Source organism: Microterricola pindariensis (assembly GCF_002936985.1).
Lineage (GTDB): Bacteria > Actinomycetota > Actinomycetes > Actinomycetales > Microbacteriaceae > Microterricola > Microterricola pindariensis.
On sequence record NZ_MPZN01000006.1, the window covers coordinates 1 to 18,804 of the forward strand.

The 18,804-nt window shown below is 68.9% G+C and carries 24 protein-coding genes; 13 read left to right on the forward strand and 11 right to left on the reverse strand.

Going from position 1 to position 18,804, the window contains the following annotated elements; all coding sequences use genetic code 11:
- Nucleotides 1-363: class I SAM-dependent methyltransferase (locus GY24_RS03095; protein ID WP_193953488.1), on the forward strand; the 363-nt coding region annotated here is incomplete at its 5' end.
- 222 nt (nucleotides 364-585) lie between these two features.
- Here the strand turns inward: GY24_RS03095 and GY24_RS03100 are convergent.
- Nucleotides 586-2,256 carry a DHA2 family efflux MFS transporter permease subunit gene (locus tag GY24_RS03100; RefSeq protein WP_233279168.1) on the reverse strand — a complete coding sequence of 557 codons (1,671 nt, stop codon included), beginning with the start codon at nucleotides 2,254-2,256 and terminating at the stop codon, nucleotides 586-588.
- 132 nt (nucleotides 2,257-2,388) lie between these two features.
- On the opposite strand from GY24_RS03100, the gene GY24_RS03105 reads away from it, so the two are divergent.
- The 4 genes from GY24_RS03105 (at nucleotide 2,389) to GY24_RS03120 (ending at nucleotide 6,453) form a co-directional block, all read left to right on the forward strand.
- The gene (locus GY24_RS03105; RefSeq protein ID WP_104474319.1) at nucleotides 2,389-2,982 is read left to right on the forward strand and encodes a TetR family transcriptional regulator; all 594 of its coding nucleotides are present in this window, start codon (nucleotides 2,389-2,391) and stop codon (nucleotides 2,980-2,982) included.
- A gap of 99 nt (nucleotides 2,983-3,081) precedes the next feature.
- Entirely contained in the window at nucleotides 3,082-4,797 is a 1,716-nt protein-coding gene (locus GY24_RS03110; RefSeq protein ID WP_104474320.1) for a long-chain-fatty-acid--CoA ligase, read from the forward strand.
- Between the two features lie 166 nt (nucleotides 4,798-4,963).
- Entirely contained in the window at nucleotides 4,964-5,596 is a 633-nt protein-coding gene (locus tag GY24_RS03115) for a TetR/AcrR family transcriptional regulator (RefSeq protein ID WP_233279169.1), read from the forward strand.
- A 56-nt stretch (nucleotides 5,597-5,652) separates the two neighbouring features.
- Nucleotides 5,653-6,453, forward strand: coding sequence for an alpha/beta fold hydrolase (locus GY24_RS03120; RefSeq protein ID WP_104474321.1), 801 nt, complete (start codon nucleotides 5,653-5,655; stop codon nucleotides 6,451-6,453).
- A gap of 3 nt (nucleotides 6,454-6,456) precedes the next feature.
- Here GY24_RS03120 and GY24_RS03125 read toward each other — a convergent pair whose 3' ends face one another.
- The 3 genes from GY24_RS03125 to GY24_RS03135 all read right to left on the reverse strand — a co-directional run bounded on the left by GY24_RS03125 (nucleotide 6,457) and on the right by GY24_RS03135 (nucleotide 8,291).
- The gene (locus GY24_RS03125; RefSeq protein WP_104474322.1) at nucleotides 6,457-7,131 is read right to left on the reverse strand and encodes a YdeI/OmpD-associated family protein; all 675 of its coding nucleotides are present in this window, start codon (nucleotides 7,129-7,131) and stop codon (nucleotides 6,457-6,459) included.
- Between the two features lie 141 nt (nucleotides 7,132-7,272).
- Complete coding sequence (locus GY24_RS03130) at nucleotides 7,273-8,013, reverse strand: hypothetical protein (protein WP_233279170.1); 741 nt, start codon at nucleotides 8,011-8,013, stop codon at nucleotides 7,273-7,275.
- A gap of 62 nt (nucleotides 8,014-8,075) precedes the next feature.
- Nucleotides 8,076-8,291: a hypothetical protein gene (locus tag GY24_RS03135; RefSeq protein ID WP_104474323.1), complete on the reverse strand. Its 216-nt coding sequence runs from the start codon at nucleotides 8,289-8,291 to the stop codon at nucleotides 8,076-8,078.
- Between the two features lie 180 nt (nucleotides 8,292-8,471).
- On the opposite strand from GY24_RS03135, the gene GY24_RS03140 reads away from it, so the two are divergent.
- The gene (locus tag GY24_RS03140) at nucleotides 8,472-8,795 is read left to right on the forward strand and encodes a DUF7882 family protein (protein WP_083365084.1); all 324 of its coding nucleotides are present in this window, start codon (nucleotides 8,472-8,474) and stop codon (nucleotides 8,793-8,795) included.
- A 20-nt stretch (nucleotides 8,796-8,815) separates the two neighbouring features.
- Here the strand turns inward: GY24_RS03140 and GY24_RS03145 are convergent, their stop codons facing one another.
- The 3 genes from GY24_RS03145 to GY24_RS03155 all read right to left on the reverse strand — a co-directional run bounded on the left by GY24_RS03145 (nucleotide 8,816) and on the right by GY24_RS03155 (nucleotide 10,785).
- Nucleotides 8,816-9,145 carry a DUF7882 family protein gene (locus tag GY24_RS03145; RefSeq protein ID WP_104474324.1) on the reverse strand — a complete coding sequence of 110 codons (330 nt, stop codon included), beginning with the start codon at nucleotides 9,143-9,145 and terminating at the stop codon, nucleotides 8,816-8,818.
- A gap of 62 nt (nucleotides 9,146-9,207) precedes the next feature.
- Nucleotides 9,208-9,654: an SRPBCC family protein gene (locus tag GY24_RS03150; RefSeq protein ID WP_104474325.1), complete on the reverse strand. Its 447-nt coding sequence runs from the start codon at nucleotides 9,652-9,654 to the stop codon at nucleotides 9,208-9,210.
- 60 nt (nucleotides 9,655-9,714) lie between these two features.
- Nucleotides 9,715-10,785, reverse strand: a complete 1,071-nt coding sequence (locus GY24_RS03155; protein ID WP_233279171.1) for a YihY/virulence factor BrkB family protein — start codon at nucleotides 10,783-10,785, stop codon at nucleotides 9,715-9,717.
- 249 nt (nucleotides 10,786-11,034) lie between these two features.
- Here GY24_RS03155 and GY24_RS03160 point away from each other — a divergent pair, with 249 nt between their 5' ends.
- From GY24_RS03160 to GY24_RS17595, 3 genes are read left to right on the forward strand one after another with little or no spacing between them, the layout of a single operon-like run.
- Nucleotides 11,035-11,931: an SDR family oxidoreductase gene (locus tag GY24_RS03160; RefSeq protein ID WP_104474326.1), complete on the forward strand. Its 897-nt coding sequence runs from the start codon at nucleotides 11,035-11,037 to the stop codon at nucleotides 11,929-11,931.
- A gap of 53 nt (nucleotides 11,932-11,984) precedes the next feature.
- Entirely contained in the window at nucleotides 11,985-12,512 is a 528-nt protein-coding gene (locus GY24_RS03165) for a Dps family protein (RefSeq protein ID WP_202972903.1), read from the forward strand.
- Between the two features lie 43 nt (nucleotides 12,513-12,555).
- On the forward strand, nucleotides 12,556-12,729 hold the full coding sequence (locus GY24_RS17595) for a hypothetical protein (RefSeq protein ID WP_161498672.1): 174 nt from the start codon (nucleotides 12,556-12,558) through the stop codon (nucleotides 12,727-12,729).
- Between the two features lie 55 nt (nucleotides 12,730-12,784).
- Here GY24_RS17595 and GY24_RS17815 read toward each other — a convergent pair whose 3' ends face one another.
- Nucleotides 12,785-12,952, reverse strand: coding sequence for a hypothetical protein (locus tag GY24_RS17815; RefSeq protein ID WP_162842919.1), 168 nt, complete (start codon nucleotides 12,950-12,952; stop codon nucleotides 12,785-12,787).
- A gap of 2 nt (nucleotides 12,953-12,954) precedes the next feature.
- Nucleotides 12,955-13,134 carry a CsbD family protein gene (locus tag GY24_RS03170; RefSeq protein ID WP_104474328.1) on the reverse strand — a complete coding sequence of 60 codons (180 nt, stop codon included), beginning with the start codon at nucleotides 13,132-13,134 and terminating at the stop codon, nucleotides 12,955-12,957.
- Nucleotides 13,135-13,598: 464 nt separating this feature from the next.
- Between GY24_RS03170 and GY24_RS03175 the strand changes: the two genes are divergently transcribed.
- The 3 genes from GY24_RS03175 (at nucleotide 13,599) to GY24_RS03185 (ending at nucleotide 15,486) form a co-directional block, all read left to right on the forward strand.
- The gene (locus GY24_RS03175; RefSeq protein WP_104474329.1) at nucleotides 13,599-13,967 is read left to right on the forward strand and encodes a DMT family transporter; all 369 of its coding nucleotides are present in this window, start codon (nucleotides 13,599-13,601) and stop codon (nucleotides 13,965-13,967) included.
- On the forward strand, nucleotides 13,967-14,281 hold the full coding sequence (locus GY24_RS03180; protein ID WP_104474330.1) for a DMT family transporter: 315 nt from the start codon (nucleotides 13,967-13,969) through the stop codon (nucleotides 14,279-14,281). The genes GY24_RS03175 and GY24_RS03180 overlap by 1 nt, the downstream gene beginning before the upstream one ends.
- An 80-nt stretch (nucleotides 14,282-14,361) precedes the next feature.
- Entirely contained in the window at nucleotides 14,362-15,486 is a 1,125-nt protein-coding gene (locus GY24_RS03185) for a hypothetical protein (RefSeq protein WP_104474331.1), read from the forward strand.
- 84 nt (nucleotides 15,487-15,570) lie between these two features.
- On the opposite strand, the gene ectB is transcribed toward GY24_RS03185, so the two are convergent.
- Together ectB and GY24_RS03195 are read right to left on the reverse strand one after the other, a co-directional pair.
- Nucleotides 15,571-16,836 (reverse strand): diaminobutyrate--2-oxoglutarate transaminase, encoded by a 1,266-nt coding sequence (gene ectB / locus GY24_RS03190; protein ID WP_104474332.1) that lies wholly within the window; start codon nucleotides 16,834-16,836, stop codon nucleotides 15,571-15,573.
- Nucleotides 16,837-17,087: 251 nt separating this feature from the next.
- Nucleotides 17,088-17,645 carry a TetR/AcrR family transcriptional regulator gene (locus tag GY24_RS03195; protein WP_083365074.1) on the reverse strand — a complete coding sequence of 186 codons (558 nt, stop codon included), beginning with the start codon at nucleotides 17,643-17,645 and terminating at the stop codon, nucleotides 17,088-17,090.
- Nucleotides 17,646-17,785: 140 nt separating this feature from the next.
- Between GY24_RS03195 and GY24_RS03200 the strand changes: the two genes are divergently transcribed.
- Complete coding sequence (locus tag GY24_RS03200) at nucleotides 17,786-18,799, forward strand: SDR family NAD(P)-dependent oxidoreductase (RefSeq protein WP_104474333.1); 1,014 nt, start codon at nucleotides 17,786-17,788, stop codon at nucleotides 18,797-18,799.
- Nucleotides 18,800-18,804 lie beyond the last annotated feature (5 nt).

Sequence of the window (18,804 nt, forward strand, 5' to 3'; positions counted from 1 at the left end):
ACGCACAAGGCGGCGGCCGGCGGCTTCATCGACCGCTACGTCTTCCCCGACGGCGAGCTGACCGGCTCGGGCCGCATCATCACCGCAGCGCAGGATGTCGGCCTCGAGGTGCTGCACGAGGAGAACCTGCGCCGGCACTACGCGCTGACGCTGCGCGACTGGTGCGCCAACCTCGTCGCCCACTGGGACGAGGCGGTCGCCGAGGTGGGGCTGCCCACCGCCAAGGTGTGGGGCCTGTACATGGCGGGCTCCCGGCTCGCCTTCGAGAGCAACGGCATCCAGCTGCACCAGGTGCTCGCCGTCAAACCGGATGCGAAGGGCGGGATCGGCGATCTGCCGCTGCGTCCGTGGTGGACGCCCTGACGGGCGCGTCTTCGAGAGTGCCGTCATCAACGTCGTGATCCGCAACACCCCTCGGCATCGAGTCTGTGACCCTGTGGCCCTGTGCCCGGGAACCCTCACGTCGCGTGCCGCAGACTGAAACCCCGGCGGCGCACTCCGGACCTGACACAACTCCTTGTTCATCGCGTCGAGCCCGCTCCCGGCACCCGCGGCGGCGCACGCGGGGCCGGGCGTCAGATGTTCCTATTCCGCCACGGGCTGCGCCTCTGGCTCGTCGGCCTCTGCCTCGGCCCCAGCCTCCTCTGGGCGGCGCACCGGCGTTGCCGGCAGGCCCACCGTGGCGAGCAGGCCCAGCGCCAGCACGCCGGCCGCGCTGAACGTGGTGATGCGGGCCGCGGTGACCATTGCGTCCGACGCGGCGGTCTGCACGGCCGCGCTGGAACCCGGCATCGAGGCAAGCTCCGGGATCGCTGCGCCCGCGGAACCCGTGACGACCGACACGACCTGCTCCTGGGCGGCGGCATCCAAGCCCTCGACGTTCTCCAGGTTGGCGGCCGTCGCGGCCGCCAGAGTCGTGACCAGCACCGTGCCGAGGATCGCGATGCCCAGTGCCGCACCGAGCTGGCGCACCGTGCTCTGCACGCCGGATGCCTGGCCGCTCTGCGCCACCGGCACGTCGACCAGGATCACGTTGGTGAGCTGCGCGGTGGCGAGTCCCACGCCGATGCCGTAGAGGAACAGCCAGGCGGCCAACGCCCAGGCGTTGGCCGTCGCCGAGATGCTGAGTGCCAAGCCGGCGACAGCGATGACCTCGAGCAGCAGGCCGAGCCGCACCACTCCGCGGCCCCCGATGCGGCGCCCGATCTGCGCTGTGCCGCCGGAGATCAGGAACGTTCCGATGGCCAGCGCGAGCACCAGCAGGCCGGTGTTCAGGGCGGTGAAGCCGAGCACGCTCTGCACATAGAGGGGCAGGGCGAACAGCATGCCGAATTCGCCGAGCGCCACGATCAACGCCGCGATCGAGCCGTAACGGAGGCTCCGGATTCGGAACAGTCCGAGGTCGAGCAGAACGAACCGGCCGGCACGAGCCTTGGCGGTCTCGACCAGCACGAAGCCCACGAGGGCCACGACGCCGATGGCGAAGGCGATCGGCACGGGGGAGAGCGCGAACGGCCAGGTCCAATCGCCGATGACGGGCGCGCTGGCGACCAGCCACCAGCCGTAGCGCTGGCCCTCGATCAGGCCGAAGACGATGGCCGCGAGGCCCACGATCGACAGGGCGATCCCCGCGGCGTCCACTCCACGTGTGGCGTGCGGGTCTCGGGTCTCTGGAACCCACAGAATCGTGCCGACCACGATGATGATTCCGATCGGCACGTTGATCAGGAATGCCCAGTGCCAGCTGAAATCGGTGGCCAGCCAGCCGCCCAGCAGCGGCCCGACGGCCGCCATGCCGCCGATTGTCGAACCCCAGATCGCGAACGCGATGCCGCGCTCGCGCCCGGTGAACATGGCGTTCACGGTGGACAGTGTCGAGGGCAGGATCATGGCCCCTCCGACGCCCTGCAACAAGCGGGCGGCGAGCAGCATGGTTCCCGTCTCCGACGCTGCGGCCAGAACACTGGCGCCGACGAAGATCACGGTGCCCACCAGCAGCAGCCTGCGGCGTCCGAACAGGTCGCCCATGCGCCCGACCGTGATCAGCAATGCGGCGAAGACGAGCGCGTAGATCGAGTTGACCCACTCGGCCTCGGAGACGCTGAGCGAGAGGTCTTGGATCAGCACGGGCAGGATCACGTTCACGATGGTGGCGTCCATGATGATGATCGACACCGCCAGCGAAACGATCGCCATCGCGAGCCAGCGCTTGGGGTTGGGCTCTGTCGCCGTGGGGTGAGTCTGGGTGTCGCTCACGGTCATCCTTCGATCTCGGTGGTGGACGCTGCGGTGCCGCCTTTTGCTGACACTGGCGTTTGCATCTTACGCCTGTGCCGCACGGTTGCTAAGCTATGGGGGGAGAAATCGCATGGTGAGGAGTATCAGCGCATGCCGAAGATATCCGCGCCAACCGTGGCAGAACACCGCAGGCGTCAGCGCGAAGCCCTCCTGACCGCCGCCACCGGGCTTCTCGTGCAGGGCGGCGTCGCAGCCGTCACGCCGGCGGCCGTCGGCGCAGCAGCAGGGCTGGCTCGCCCCAGCGTTTATCAGTACTTCGACTCGGTCGCCAGCATCCTGGCTGCCATCATCGAGGACGCGTTCCCGCGCTCCAATGCCCAGCTCGCCAGCGCCCTCGCCGGGCTCACCGATCCACTCGAGGTGATGGACGCCTACGTGCGCGAGACGCTGCGCCAGGCCGCCGAGGGGGCACACCTGCCCGCCGCCGCACTGGCTGCGGCGGGGCTGCCCGACGAGTGCCTGGCCCGGTTGGCCGAGTTGCACCAGGAGCAGATGGCGCCGTTCCTGCGGGCGCTGCAGCAGCTGGGCGTGCCGGAGCTCATGATCACGGCCCGCCTGCTCGGCGGCGTGCTCGAGTCGGCCATGGCGGCCGTCGAATCGGGCTCTGACCGGGACACGGTCGCCCGTACGGCCATCGCCATGATCCACGCCGCGGTGCAGCCGGCCGGGTTGGTGCACGCCTAGCCGCGCCCGGCCGGAGCCCCGCCATCCCGGGCGGGCTCCCTCTGCGGACGAGTTCGGCGCAACTCTGCGCATGCGACACGGGGAAACTACACTGGGCCAGTGCATTTAAACGAGAGCAGGGCCTGGAACCGCTTCTACGCGCCCGGAACCCCCGTCGACATCGAGCCGGTCACCGGGTCACTCATCGACCTGCTGGACGGGAGCGTGGCCCGCTGGCCCGGGCAGGATGCCATCAGCTTCTTCGGCGAGACGGTCACCTACCGCGAGCTCGCCGACCGGGTCGCGCGGGTCGCGAACGGGCTGGCCAAGCTCGGGGTGAAGGCCGGAGACCGGGTCGCCCTCATCATGCCGAATGCGCCGCAGCACGTCATCGCGTTCTACGCGGTGCTGCGCCTCGGCGCGATCGTCGTCGAGCACAACCCGCTGTACACCCGCGACGAGCTCGAGACGCAGTTCCGCGACCACGGCGCCACCGTCGTGGTCAGCTGGGACAAGGTCGTGCCCACCATCCAGTCGCTGCCGGCCGAGCTCGGCATCCACACCGTCATCGCCGTCGACGTGACCCGCGCGATGCCGTTCATGACCCGCCTCGCGCTGCGCCTGCCGGTGGCGAAGGCCAGGGAGTCGCGCGCGAAGCTCACCGGGCCCACCACCGGGACCGTGGCGTTCGCCGCGCTGGAGCGCACCGCGCCGCTGCCGGCCGACCACGCCCGCCCGGCGGCATCCGACGTCGCCTGCCTGCAGTACACCTCCGGCACGACGGGGGCGCCCAAGGGCGCCATGATCACGCACGCCAACCTGTGGTCGAACGCCCGCCAGGGTGCCGCCTGGATGCCGGAATTCACCCGCGGCGAGGGCAGCATCTACGGCCTGCTGCCCATGTTCCACTCCTTCGGCCTGCTGCTCTCGGTGATCTACTCGGTCGAGACAGGGTCGCGCGCCGTGCTGTTCCCGACGTTCGACCCCGAGCTCGTCTCGCAGGCGGCGAAGCGGTTCCCGCCCACCTTCGTGCCGGCGGTGCCGCCCATGTTCGACCGCCTGGCCCGCGTCGCCCGCGACGGCAAACTCGACCTCAGCGGCGTCGTCTACGCCATCTCCGGCGCGATGACGCTCACGCCGGCTGTCGTGAAGCGCTGGGAGGACCTCGCAGGGAGCATGCTCAACGAGGGCTACGGCCTGACCGAGTCGAGCCCGGTCGCACTCGCGAACCCGTTCAGCGACACCCGCAAGCTCGGCACCATCGGCATCCCGTTCCCCTCCATCGACATCCGCGTCGTCGACCCGAACAGCCCAGAGATCGAGGTCGCCCTCGGCGAGACCGGCGAGCTGCTGATCGCCGGGCCGCAGGTGTTCCAGGGGTACTGGAACCGCCCGGAGGACACGGCCGCGACCCTGCTGGACGGCTGGCTGCGCACCGGCGACCTCGTGGTGCAGGACGAGGACGGCTTCGTCACCGTCGTCGACCGCAAGAAGGAGATCATCATCACCGGCGGCTTCAACGTCTCGCCGAGCGAGGTAGAAGCCGTGTTGAACCAGCTCCCCGGCGTGGCCGAGTCCGTCGTCGTCGGCGTTCCACGCGGCGGCGGTGTCGAAGTCGTGACGGCCGCAGTGGTGCTTGAGCCCGGCGCCACCTTCGACGTGGATGCCGCCCGCGCGCTGGCCCGCGAGCAGCTGGCGGAGTACAAGCGACCGTCGAGCTACCTCGTCTGGGAAGAGCTGCCGAAGTCTCTGATCGGCAAGATCCTGCGTCGCCGGGTGCGAGACACTCTCGTCGCCGACCGCTCCGCGGTGCGCGCGGCCGCTGAGGGCGAGTAGCCGCAGGCCGAGGTCCAGCGCGGGCCCGGTGCGCTCGCGGCCGGGCCGCCGTCCGCAGTTTCACCCCCGCACGCCAGTCCAGCCCAATTCCGAACGCCGAACGGTAGACTCGGAGGTTAGACCTCGCCGGCCCGAATTCCGTACGGCGCACGCCACGGATCGGAGAATGATGCCCACGACTGCGAACCCCGCCCCCGAGGGGCTGCGCGCCCGCAAACGTCGGGCGACCGAGAACGCCATCGAGATGGCATCCGTCGAACTCGCGCTCGAGCTGGGTTTCGAGAATGTCACCGTCGAGGCGATTTGTGAGCGCGCCGATGTCTCGCGCAGCACCCTGTTCAACTACTTCCCGTCGCGCGACGCCGCCATCGTGGGGCGCCCCATCCCGGTGCTCGGCGGCGAAGAGGCGGCTGCGGTGCTCGCCCAGCTCCCCGGTGAGCTGACGCTCGGGCTCTTCCGTCTCATCTTCGCGTCGATCGGGCATTCCAACGTCAACTCCGACGTGGCCCGGTTGCGTGGCCGCCTCGCCGCCGAGCAGCCCGCCGCGCGCCGGGTCGGGACGATTCTGCTCGTCGAGACCGGGGAGCGCCTGATGGCGGCCGCCGAGAGCTGGTTGCGCGCGCACCCCGAGCTGGCCAAGCTCGCCGGCGAGCCCGAGCGGGAGGCGTCGCTGGCCACCAACGCCGTGTACGCCGCACTCACGGTGATGGCCGGCGGATGGCTGTCGTCGGTCGGTGACGTGGAGGCCAGCGAAGCCCAGTTCGAGGCGGCGATGCGACAGCTGCGCGCCGTGATCTAGGGCCTCACGAGCGCTCGCGTGGCACCCAGCGGCGCCCGCGCGGGAGAATGGTCCCCATGACTCCAGTCTTCCCGGCACTCACTGAGATGCCGCGCCCGCAATTCGTGATGTCGGACGACGGGCGCCGCATCGCCACCTACCTCTGGGGCGACGACGACGCGCCGACCGTGCTCTGCGTGCACGGCTTCGCGTCGAGCTGCCGCGACAACTGGGTGAACACCGGCTGGGTGCGCGACCTGACGCGGGCCGGATTCCGGGTGCTCGGGGTCGACCAGCGCGGGCACGGCGCGAGCGACAAGCCGCACGAGGCCGCCGACTTCAGCATGGACGCCTTCGTGGCCGACCTGGTCACCGTGCTCGACACCTACATGCTCGACTCGGTGCTCTACGCCGGCTACTCACTTGGCGCCCGCGTCGGCTGGCAGCTCGCCGTGGCGCACCCGGAGTTGGTGCGGCGCGCGGTGCTCGGCGGAATCCCGGACGGCGTGCCGCTCGCCCGCCTGCAGATCGAGCAGGCGCGGGCCTACGCCGAGCAGGGCACCCCGCTCGAGGACAAGACCACCCTCAACTACGTGACGCTCGCCGAGCGCGTCGCCGGCAACGACCTGCCCGCCCTCATCGCGCTCGCCGAGGGCATGCGCTTCGGCGACGCCGACCCCGACGTCACGCACCCGCCGCTGCAGCCGATCCTCTTCGCGACGGGCAGCAAGGACGCCATCCTGGAGGGCTCGAAGCAGTTGGCGGATGCCACCCCGCACGGTTCCTTCGTCGAGCTGCCCGGGCGGCACCACTTCAACGCCCCCGGCTCCCGCGTCTTCCGGGAGGCGGCGCTCGCCTTCTTCGAGGAGCGTGGCTAGCCGTCAGCCCTGCGCGGCGGCAGCCGCACGGGCCGCCTCGGCCGCCCGCTCCGCCCATTTCGGCATCTCGCCGTAGCGCTGGAACGGCACCACAACCCCGGCGGCGCTGTCGTCGACGAGCTGGGCCAGCCGGCGCTCCCGGGTGGCCTCCTGCTTCGCCGAGAGCACCCAATGGGTGACCTGGCGGCGGTAGGTCGGTGTGGCTGCCGCCCAGAACGCGGATGCCGCCGGGTTCGCAGCCAGCCGGGCCGACGCCTCGGGCGAGAACTCCTGCTCGGGGTTCTCGTGCGAGTACACCCCCGAGCGGTCGGCCCGGCGGCGCTCGAAGGCGGCGAGGCCGGCCGGGTGCATCTTGCCGTCGGCGGTGAGCTGCTCGACCAGGGCGATGTTCACGCTCGACCAGATGCTCGCGCTCTTGCGTGGGGTCCACCGCTGGCGCCGGGCATCGTCGTCGATGCGTTGGGCCACGGAGTCGATCCAGCCGAAGCAGAGCGCCTCGGGGACGGCCTGCTCCCAGGTGAGGCCGCGCTCCGGCACGTGCTTCTTGTAGAGCCCCATCCAGAGCTCGGTCTCGGTCTCGTGGTTGGCCACCAGCCAGGCCCGGAACTCCTCGGGAGTGTCGAAGAAGATCGCCGGCCGCTCAGCCGATCCGCCCGGGGTGCCGATCGCCGTGTTCATGGCACGAGTCTGCCAGAACCCACCGCAGCGGGGCTGTGCCACTGCAGAAAAATTGGGAGGACTCGAATGCCAGAGCCGGCGGCAGGCGTTGACGCAAGTTCGGGGCGTAGCCGAGGGCCACAGACGGTGAGCGCGGCCCGTTCACGAGCCGATCTGACCGACGGCGTGCGCGATAATCAGCGCGAGCATCACAAAGCCGCCGCCAGACTGCGCAAGGATCAAGGCCTTCATCCGAGCGGAGAGCGGCACCGCGGCGCCGGGGCTGAACGCCATGGCGCCCACGCCGGCCTCATACAGGTAGTCGATGAACGCCGGCGTCCAGTCGATTTTCGCGGAGGAACGCTTGGCGACTTCGGTGATGGCGTCATGGTCCTCGTCCTGAGGGAAGCGGAAGTCGGCCAGGGGCAGCTCGTCGCGTTCATCGACACGGCGCGCGACCGGGCCGCCACGATCCAGCTCCCAATAGATGAGCGAGAACGCGATGACGTTCGTCACCCAGACTTGCACCGCTGCGACAAGGAGGGACTGCGCATCCTTCGACCCTGCGACCGTGAGCAGAATCACGATCTGAATGAGCGCGGCATAGTTGGCGATCGCCAACATGATCGGCAGGCCGACCGCCAGTCTGCGCGACCACGACGTCTGCTTGTTCAGGCGCACGGGGTTGAGGATCACCACGGGGACGAGCATTCCCACCGCGATGACGACGACCAATGCCCTGAGCGCGGTGGGCGTGACATCCGTCGGTAGGAACGCGTAGAACGAGAGCGCCACAAGTACGGCCAGCACAGCCGGCCAACGGTGCTCTGCCCTCGCCGTTCTTTCGATCGCCCGGTCGTTCTGGGCGTCGATGTCAGCTTCACGCCCCTGTGGTCTCGTCACGTCGATTCTCCTTTTTCGCCGACTCCGCCGCGGGGAAGGCGGCCACGGGGCCCGGGGCTTTGCTACTCGAGGAGGCCGGTGTCCTCGCCGATGTTGACGTCGAGGGGGTCGCCCAGCACTCCGGTTCGCTTGTGCTCTGGTTCCGGGGCGTCCTCGCGCTCAAACACGCCCTCGTCGGCCGGCACGGTGATCTCGTCCTCCATCAGGAGGTCATCCTCCATCTGTTGCCGGTCGTTCAGCCGGTTGTCGTTCAGTCGGTCGTCGTTCTGGTCGCTCATGGGAATCAGCTCCTCAGGCTCGGATGCTCCCACGATAGTTCCGAAGCTTGAGAACCGCGTGGGCTTGACAAGTGGCCGTGCACCGAGCCGAGATGACCCCCGAATGGGCGTCAGGCTGTAGGGTGGGCTGAGACTGCCGGAGGGATCCCTCTGGCTTCGAACCAGAACACGGGGTGCACAATGGGCGCAATCATCTACGGTGGCGGGGAGCGGCGCGTCGAACTGGACGATCGCACCCTGGCGCACGTGAAGTCGGTTGTCGTCACCAAACTCCGGCGTCAGGAGTCCTTCACGCTCTCGTGCATCGAGGGCCTCGGCGACGACAGCCACCGGAGCTCGCTGTGGATTCACCCGTCGATCCCGCTCGAGTTCGAGTTCACCGATCCCGATCGACCCGAACTCAACCGGGCCTGGCTCAACGCCCTGATGGTGAGCACCAATGGCTCCGGCGACCTCTGGGTCGATCCAGAACCGGATGCGGAACCAGGGGTCACCGCGGCGTGAGCCGGCCCCGCCCGTGACGCCTAGACGTGCGGGTGCTCCCGCACGTAGGCCTCGGCCTCTTTCTCGGGCAGCACGACCATGCCCCGATCGCTGACGGCCGTCAGCTCCAAGGCCTGAACCCAGACGGGGCTGAGCTTTGGGGCGGTGTTTCCCCGAAAGTGGAACTGCAGCGGGATGGCTGGAGACAGCCAGATGCTGATCCGCCCCGATCCGCTCGACGACGGGACGACCCAGCTCAGGTAGAACGATTCCTGACGTCGGAGTTTTGCGCCCACCGCAACCTTGACGTGGGCGAGCGTGCGGTCTTCCATCTCGTAAGAAGTCTCTGCACCGTAGATAAGTTCGCCCATTGTCACAGAATGATGCAGTGGACTAGCGAAAGCAAGTCCGCCCCGCGGTTGGGCGCGCCGAGCTAGAGGGCTTCGAACCGCTGGAGAGTCTGCTCCCACCCGAGCGGCGAGCGCGTGCCGCTCTCGAGTTCGCGCTTGAATCCACGCAGGTCGGCATTGATCTGCACCCCATCGAGGAACATCAGTGGGATGTAGCTCTCCTGGGAGTCCGGCCGCTGCCACTCCAGCGCGATCATCACCCGTGTGCCTCCACCGTCTATCGGGTCGAAAGTCACCTCGCCGTCCGGCGCGCGTTCCTCCGGGCTCGCCCACGTGATCGAGCGGCCGGTGCCGTTCGGTTCGACGAGCGCGGGCTCGCTGTCCGGTGGAACGCCATTCACTCGCACAGCCCAATGCACGCGCCCCGTGGGGGCGCCGGTCTCCGTTCGCTGAGGCGCGGCACCGTTCGTGCGCCGCCAATGTGCATAGGCCTCTTCGACGGTGGCGTCGACCTCGATGACTGCTGTCACCCTGTTTCTCATCGTGCTTCTCCCAACCCCTGAGCGTGTGTAGCCGGCATCAACGAATCCTTAACTCTTGCCCCCGTTCTGCTCCACGCGGATGCCGGCCCCCTCGGCGATGTCCTTGGCCTCTTTCGCATTTGACTTGACGAACTTCTTCCTCGAGCGCAGGGGCAGCTGGATGCCCGCCTCGGCCGGGATTCCGGCCTGCAACTGGCGGGCCCGCTCAAGCTCGGCGTCGAACTCCGCCCCGAACAGGAGGGCGAGATTCGAGAGCCACACCCAGACCAGGAAGATCACCGCGCCGGCCAGTGCGCCGTAGGTGCGGTCGTAACTGGAGAAGTTCGCCACATAAAAGGAGAACCCGACGGTCATCACCACGATCGCGACCACTGCCACCAGGGCGCCCATGCTGATCCACCGGAACTTCGGCTGCTTGATGTTCGGGGTGGCGTAGTAGAGCAGTGCGATCGCGAGAATGATGGTGACCAGGAACAACGGCCACTTCACGATCGACCAGATCAGCACCGCCTGCTCGCCCAGCCCGAGGTACTGGCTGATCGCCGCGGCCGTCGTGTCGCCGATGGCCACCAACACCGTCATCACGACGACGAGCAGCATGCCGATCAGCGTCACGACCAGCTGGGCGAGCTTCAGCTTGATGAAGGTGCGCCCCTCTGGCACCCCATAGACACGGTTCATCGCGCGGCTGAACGCGCCGGTGAAGGCCGACGCCGACCAGATTCCGACGACAATGCTCACGATGAGTGCGGTGCCCGCGAATTGTCGAGAGCTGGCCTGGTCCAGGATCGTGTTGAGTAGCCCGACCGCGGATTCCGGCGCGACCTGTTGCGCAATCGACGTGAGCATCTCCGAGAACTTCTGCCCGTTCCCGAGCAGTCCGAGGATCGAGACGAGGGCGATCAATGCCGGGATGACGGCCAGCACGGCGTAGTAGGTGAGCGCGGCGGCGGAGTCCGGGCAATTGTCGTTGGTGAACTCGCGCACCGTCTTGCGGAGCGCGTAGCGCCAGGAGCGGGGCTCCAGGTGCCACGGCCAGGCCGGCTTGCGCGCGTCATCCGGCAGGGGCGTCTTCTGGGTGCTGGTGCTCATGCTGGTGCTCATGCTGGTGTCGGCCATGCTGTCTCCACGCTGCGTTCCGTAATAGAGAGGTCCGCCCGTCTGGGGCTCCTTCAAGGCTGTCAGCGGCGGGCGGGAGTGAACAGGGGGTTGACAAGTGCGCAATCGGCAACAGCTGCCCGCCCACCGCTGACTCGACCGTCGCGCAGAGTCGCCCATCTAGGCGGCGCGGCGTCGGTTGTCAACCCGTTGGCGTCGGATGGGGAGCCTGCCTAGCGTGGTCTGAAGACGCGATCGAAGGGAGCACTGATGACCAACGACCAATACACGTTCGACAATCCGAAGACGCGCTACGACGCCCTCTCGCCGCCCGGGCAGCATCAGCCGGAGCCCGGCCTCGATAGTCGGCTCAGGCCCCGCCCCGATCTCGGTGAAGAGAGTTATCGGGGAACCGGCCGGCTGACGGGCAGAAGAGCGCTCATCACGGGAGCGGATTCCGGCATTGGAGCGGCAGTCGCAATCGCGTTCGCCCGAGAGGGTGCCGATGTGGCGCTGGCGTATCTGCCCAGTGAGGAGAGCGACGCCACGCGGATCGCGGAGCTCGTCCGCTCCGCGGGCCGGGAGGCGGTTCTGCTCCCTTGCGACATTTCCGTGAACGAGGAGTGCACCCGCCTCGTCGACGACGCAGCGAATGCTCTCGGCGGACTCGACATCCTCGTCAACAACGCCGGCAAGCAGGTCTACTGCGAGAAGCTCGAAGATCTGGCCGACGACGCATTCGACGCGACAATGCGCACGAACGTCTACGCCATGTTCTGGATCACGAAGGCCGCGCTGAAGCATCTGCCGGCAGGGTCCTCCATCATCAACACCACCTCTGTTCAGGCATACAAGCCCTCGCCGATCCTCGTCGACTACGCGACGACGAAAGCGGCGATCAACGCTTTCACCAAGGCTCTCGGCGCCCAGCTCGCCGAGCGCGGCATCCGAGTGAACGCCGTGGCGCCGGGCCCGGTCTGGACAGTGCTTCAAGTCACCGACGGCCAGCCGCCAGAGAAGATCGCCGCGTTTGGTCATGACACGCCCCTCGGGCGCGCAGCCCAGCCGGCGGAAATGGCCCCGGCGTACGTGTTCTTGGCCTCCTCGGAGTCCAGCTACGTCATCGGCGAAACGCTGAACGCCAACGGCGGGATGCCAACGCCCTAAGAAGTCCGCCACCCGAATCAATGCCAGTCAACCTGGTCAACGAAAGGAACACCGTGAAAGCCTCCGCAACTCTGACCCAGAACCTCCAGTCCGTGCTCGTCGACTTGATCGAGCTGCATCTGCAGGGCAAGCAGGCGCACTGGAACATCGTCGGGACCAACTTCCGGGATCTGCACCGCCAACTCGACGAGGTCGTGCTGAGCGCACGCGTCTTCTCCGACGAGGTGGCCGAACGGATGCGTGCCCTCAACGCCGAACCGGACGGCAGATCCAAGACCGTCGCCGCGTCGACCAGCCTGGAGGACTTCCCGCTCGGTGAGGTCGCGACGCACGACGCGATCGACCTGATCGCCGCGCGGTTGGAGGCCACCTCGCAGACGATGCGCAGGGTGCATGACGAGGTCGACGAGGAAGACCCGACGACCGCCGACATCCTGCACGCGGTCATCGAGAAGCTCGAGCAATTCGCGTGGATGATCAGCGCCGAGAACCGCACACCGGGGTCAGTCAAGCAGCAACGCCCGGCCGAGCCGGGCTCGGCCGCGCACAAGAAGAAGGCCGCCTCGGCGTCGAAGAAGTAGCAGCCGCCTTGGCATCGAAGAAGTAGGAGAAGGAGACGAATCGATGAGTGACCCGCACGCACCCGACACCAGCGTCAACGATCCGGCGGAGGGCGTTCCCGAGCCGCCAGCGGATCCCATGACCACGCCCAGCGTCGAGCAGCCGGAGGACCCGAAGCCCGACGAGGAGAAGAAGGAGTCCATTCGGCTGGACCCCATCGGCGACGACCAACCGTAGCCCGGACACACAAATACCGCCCCACCGAATGGTGGGGCGGTATGTGTGTGTCTCGCTAGACGCTGGAGTTGCGTCCCGAGATCATTCGGATCAGCCAGGCGATGATGGCGATAGCCGCCAGCACGAGGCCGACCCACAACAGGAAGTTGAGTGACTGGACGAGGCCACCGGTGATCGCGAGGATCACGGCAACAACGATGACGATGATGAGAAGAATATTCATGATTACTTGTCCTCCGTCAGAGCGTCTTTTACCTTCTCGCCGGCCTGCTTCACGTTCGCCTTGGCCTGGTCGACTCGTCCCTCGTTCTTCAGGGAGTCGTTGTTGGTCGCTTTTCCGACGCCTTCTTTGACCTTGCCGACCGCTTCTTCCGCGGCGTTCTTGATCTTGTTGCTCTCGCTCATGACACACTCTTTTCTTCGCTCAAGGTTGGATTTCCTGGGCTTACACGCGGGTCTCGCGCAGGTGTCGCCGCGACCATCTCTCTCGAGACTGTGGAGTTGTCGCGCCCTGCCGGAGCTGCGTGCTCGTATCCAGAATGGCACCGGGGAGCGCCGCGAAGAAGGGGCTTGACAGGCGCGGAGCGAACCCGCTACTTTCCGCGCGTGCGCGCACAGCAGGCCCGCACAGCAGGCCCGTGCAGCGATGTGACAGCGCTGCCGGGTGTACCCGACGGATGCCGGCCTCGCCGGCGCCCCGACGGCCGAGCAACTGCGCGACGCCCAGCTCGCTGCCGTTGCACAGGGTGCCAACGGTCGCTGAAATGTCGGTGTCGCAGCGCACCTGCCGGGCCGCCGCTCACTATCTTTGACTCCATGCCCGGATACCGTGACCAGCTCTGGCGCGCGGCCGCGCCGGGTGCCAGCCGATGACGAAGTGGCTGCTGCTGGCCGGTGCGATCGTCTGCGAGGTGGCGGCATCCCTGTCGCTGCAGGCCGCCATTGACCAGCCGCTCTGGTACATCGTGGTCGTCATCGGCTACGTCACGGCATTCACCCTGCTGTTCGTGCTGCTGAAGCGCGGCGCCGCCATCGGCGTCGTCTACGGCATCTGGGGCGCCTGCGGCGTGGTGTTGACCGCGGCGCTCGCCGCGGTGCTCTTCGGCCAGACGCTGACTCCGTCGATGATCGGCGGCATCGCCCTGGTCGTGGCCGGGGTGCTCTGCGTCGAGATGGGCTCCCAGCGCGCGCACGCCCGCAAGGCGCGGGCCGACCCCCACGCGGTGGCGGGCGCCTGATGGCCTGGCTGTTCCTCGTGATCGCGATCCTCACCGAGGTCGCCGCGACGCTGTCGCTCAAACTGGCCTCCGAGGGCAGAAAGCGCTGGTTCATCCCGGTCGTCGTCGGCTACGCCACGGCGTTCAGCATGCTGGCGCTGGCACTGGGCGAGGGGATGCCGATCGGCGTCGCCTACGGCATCTGGACCGCCTGCGGCGTCGCGCTCACCGCCGTGCTCGGCCGGCTGCTCTTCAAGGACCCGCTCAGCTGGGTGATGGCGCTCGGCGTCGCCCTCATCGCCGGCGGCGTCATCCTGATCGAGTTCGGGCACTGAGCCCGGCCGGGGCGACCCGGCGTCGTGCCCGTGCTTCTGAGGGCTATCCCAGCGGGGCCGGCCGCCCTACAGTGTGGTGCATGACCCGCCACGTGCCGAGCGTCGCCCTGTCCGCTGTGCTCCTCGTCGCGCGCACGGCCTGCGCTCCGCCGGCCGCCGAACCGGGTGTCCAGCCGAGCGCGCCGGTGAGCGCCCCGCCGACGACGAGCGTGCCGACACCGGTCACCGCGCTGCTGGCCTGCGACGACCTGGTGGGCGCGGATGCCGTCGCCGCCGCGTTGACGGGCGCCGACGGCATCCGGCCGACGCCAGTGGCCGCGGTGCAGCCGTCCGACGCGTTCGAGTCCGCGCTGCTCGGCGGAGTCGGCGGGCTCGCCTGCTCCTGGCGGGTGGGAGAGGGTCAACGGCTCCTCGGCGACGCCGACGGCGACTGGGCGTACCTGCAGCTCGACGTTCTGCCCGGCGCGGCCGGGCAGTGGCAGCCGGCGTGGGCGGGCGACATGCCGTCGACCGAGACCGTCGACATCGATGGTGTGAGCGCCTCCGTCAGCCAGGGCGAGACGGGCTGGCAGCTCTCCGCCCCGGTCGCCGACAACTGGGTGCACCTGACCGTGCGCGCCTCGGACCTGATGCGGGGCACCTCGCGCTTTGCGGGGCTGCCGGAGGGCACCGTCGCCGGCAGCCTCGCCGACGTGGCGGCGGAGGCCTTCGCGGTGCTCGCGGCGGCCGCACCGGAGCGGCTGGCCTGGCCGGCGCTCGAGACGCGCAGTGGAGAGGCGCTCTGCGACGGCGGGCTGGCCGAGGCGGGGATCGCGGCCGCGCTGCAGATCGACCCGGTCGATGTGCGGAGCTACACCGCGACAGACGCGCGCGCGAGCACGCCGACCTCGCTCCAGGCCGCCGTGCACGCCGCCGCCGGGAGCTTTGTCTGCGAACTGGCCACCGACGGCTTCGGCATGACCTGGATCACCGTGGTGCGCGGCTTCGCTCCCGCGCTCGGCGCGATGAACGACGGGCCGGACACGGCGGCGGCGTTCGCCCCGATCGCGCTCGAAGGCGCGGTGCCCCCGGAGGAGGCGATCGTGGCCGTGCGCGACGACGGGCCGCGCTCGCCGCTCTACTTCACTGTCGGGAGCACGCTGTACGAGGTGCACTCCGACGGCGCGCAGAGCGTGGCCGAGGCGATCATCGCGCAGACCCGCTAGGCCGGGATCCGCTCCGCGCCCTCACACGAGAACCCCCGCAGCCGAGGGCTGCGGGGGTTCGTGTGTTGTCGCTTGTGCCCGTGCCTAGGCGGCGAGGACGGCGGCGAGGCTCTCGCGCACGATGGCGAGGCCGGCCAGCAGCTCGTCATCCGTGATGGTGAGGGCCGGAAGGAACTTCAGAACCTCGTCGCGAGCGCCGGAGGTCTCGATCACGAGCCCGCGCTCGAAGGCGGCGGCCGAGACGTTGCCGGCCAGCTCTGGACGCTTCGTCGAGGCGATGCCGTACATCAGGCCGCGGCCGCGCACGGTGAACTCGATCGCGGGGTACTCGGCGGCGATCTTCTCCAGCTCGGCGCGGAGCAGCTCGGACTTGCGGGCGACCTCGTCCATGAACGCCGTGTCGGCCCAATACGCGTCCAGGGCGGCGCGCGCCGTGATGAAGGCGAGGTTGTTGCCGCGGAACGTGCCGGTGTGTGCGCCCGGCTTCCAGACGTCGACCTCGCGGCGCATGAGCACGATCGCCATGGGCAGACCTGAGGCCGAGATCGACTTGGACACCGTGACGATGTCCGGCACGATGCCGGAGTCCTCGAAGCTGAAGAAGCCGCCGGTGCGGCCGACGCCGGCCTGGATGTCGTCGACGATGAGCAGGATGCCGCGCGCCTCGGTGATGGCGCGCAGGCGCTGCAGCCAGGGTGCGCTGGCGACATTGATGCCGCCCTCGCCCTGCACGGTCTCCACGATCACGGCGGCAGGCAGGTCGAGGCCGCTGCCGGTGTCGTCGAGCATCTTCTCGAACAGGTCGAGCGTGTCGATGCCCGCGCCCAGGTAGCCGTCATACGGCAGTCGGGTGACGTTGTCGAGCGAGGTGCCGGCGGCGTCGCGGTACTTCTTGTTGCTGGTGGCGGCGAGGGCGCCGAGGCTCAGGCCGTGGAAGCCGTTGGTGAAGGCGACGACGTTGCTGCGGCCGGTCGCCTGGCGGGCCACCTTGAGGGCGGCCTCGACGGCGTTGGCTCCGGTCGGGCCGGCGAACTGCACCTTGTAGTCGAGGCCGCGGGGCTTCAAGATCCGGGCCTCGAAGGCCTCGAGGAAGGCGCGCTTGGCGCTGGTGGCCATGTCCAGGCCGTGGATGATCCCGTCGCGCTGCAGGTACTCGATGAGCGCCTGGGTGAACAGCGGGTTGTTGTGCCCGTAGTTCAGCACGCCGGCGCCGGCGAAGAAGTCGAGGTAGTCGCGGCCGTCGGCCGTGGTGAGTGTCGAGCCTCGTGCCGAATCGAAGACCACGGGGAAGGAGCGGATGTATCCGCGCACCTCCGACTCGATGCGGTCGAAAATCTCGAGGTCGCCCATATCTTCACTTCCTGTGGTTCGGTGTACTGCCTGGGGGCGGATGCCGGCGCGAGCACGTTGTGGGTGCGGTGCGCCGCGTCATCCGGGAGAAGATGGCCCCGCGAGATGTGCGTGCGGGGCTGCCCGTCCAGCCTACCGAGTGCAGGCTGGACTTCCGGTGTGGCCCGCGGGCGCGCTCAGCGCTGGCTCGCGGGAGCTCCCTCCCGCGTTGGCTCGAGGGAGCTTGCGACCGAAGCCAACATCGCGAGCGCTCAGCTGCGGAGGCCGGGGCCGATCAGCACGCGCCACACCCAGCCGGCGGCGGTCTCCACCGAGGGGCGCGGCTCGCGGGCCAGCCAGGTCTCGATCACGGCGATGGCGGAGCCGGCGATGCCCGCCCCGACGACGTCGAGCGGCAGGCCGTCGAAGGCGGTCGAGCCCGAGGCGACGACGCCGTCACGGGCGGCGATCTCCAGGCGCGAGCGGAGTCGGGCGGCCGCCACCGAGGAGCCGCGCTGGCCGAGCACGAGTCGGTACAGCGCGGCGTTCGTCTCGAAGTGCCGCAGGTAGGCGACGAGGTCGGACGGCGGCTCGAGGGGGAGCGGGCCGTCCAGGGTCGGCACGCTGGCCCCGGCGTCCGCCTCGGCCGCGTCGAGGGCGTCGGCCAGCAGGGTGTCCTTGTCGGAGTAATGCTGGTAGAAGCTGCTGCGGTTCACGCCGGCGCGCTCGACGATCGAGGCGATCGTGATGTCGTCGAGCGGACGCTCCTGGGCGAGCGCGAGCAGGGCCTGCTGCAGGCTCGTGCGGGTGCGCTCGACTCGGATGTCCATCGTTCCAGTGTTGCAGGGTTGAGGCGGCCTCGCGGCTACGTAGCCAACATTTGTCGGAAATCCGACAAGAGTCGGATAAACTGCCGGTGTGGAGCCGAGCTCTGATCACTCCGGTCGGGGCGGTACGAAAGGAAGCGCACATGGCAACGGAATCGAAGCCGCTCACCGGCAACAGCACGATCGGCGAATGGCTCGCCCACCCCGAGGGCGGCCCGGCCGTGAAGGGCCTGCTCGCGGCATCCGGCGCGACAGAGGAGTCGCTCGCCCCTGTGCTCGGCCTGCCGCTGCAGCAGCTCGTGGCACTGAGCCAGGGCCAGATGCCGCAGTCGGTCATCGACGACCTCGTCAAGGCCGTCAACGGCGGAGTGATCCCCGAGAGCGAGGCGGGCGGCTGGCAGGAGAAGATCACCGGCGGCCGCTTCTCCGGCAAGACCGTCGTCGTCACCGGTGCCGCCTCCGGCATCGGCCGGGCGACCGCGAGCCGCATCGCCCGCGAGGGCGGCCGCGTGATCGCCGTCGACATCTCCGCCGAGAAGCTGGACGAGCTCGTCGCCGCGCTGCCCGGCACCGAGATCGTCACCGTCGCCGGCGACATCACGAAGCAGGAGTCGGTCGACGCCATCATCGCCGCCGCCGGTGAGAAGATCGACGGCCTGGCCAACGTGGCCGGCATCAACGACGACTTCTCGCCGCTGCACGAGACCAGCGACGCCATGTGGGATCGCGTGATGGGCGTCAACGTCACGGGTGCGTTCAAGCTCTCGCGCGGCGTGCTGCCCGCGATGGTCGCGGCCGGCTCCGGCTCAATCGTCAACGTGGCCAGCGAGGCCGGCCTCCGCGGCAACGCCTCCGGCAACGCCTACACGACCTCCAAGCACGCCGTCATCGGCATGACCCGCAGCGCGGCATTCCAGTACGGCCCGCACGGCATCCGCGTGAACGCCGTCGCACCGGGTGGAGTGGCAACCGGCATCCCGTTCCCCGCGCACGTCTCCGAGGCCGGCAGCGCACGCCTGCAGCCGTTCCAGTCGATGATCCCGTCGCTGGCCACGGCCGAGCAGCTGGCCGCCTCGATCACGTTCCTGCTCAGCGACGACGGCGTGAACATCAACGGTGCCACGCTGCCCTCCGACGGCGGCTGGTCGGTTCAGTAGCACCC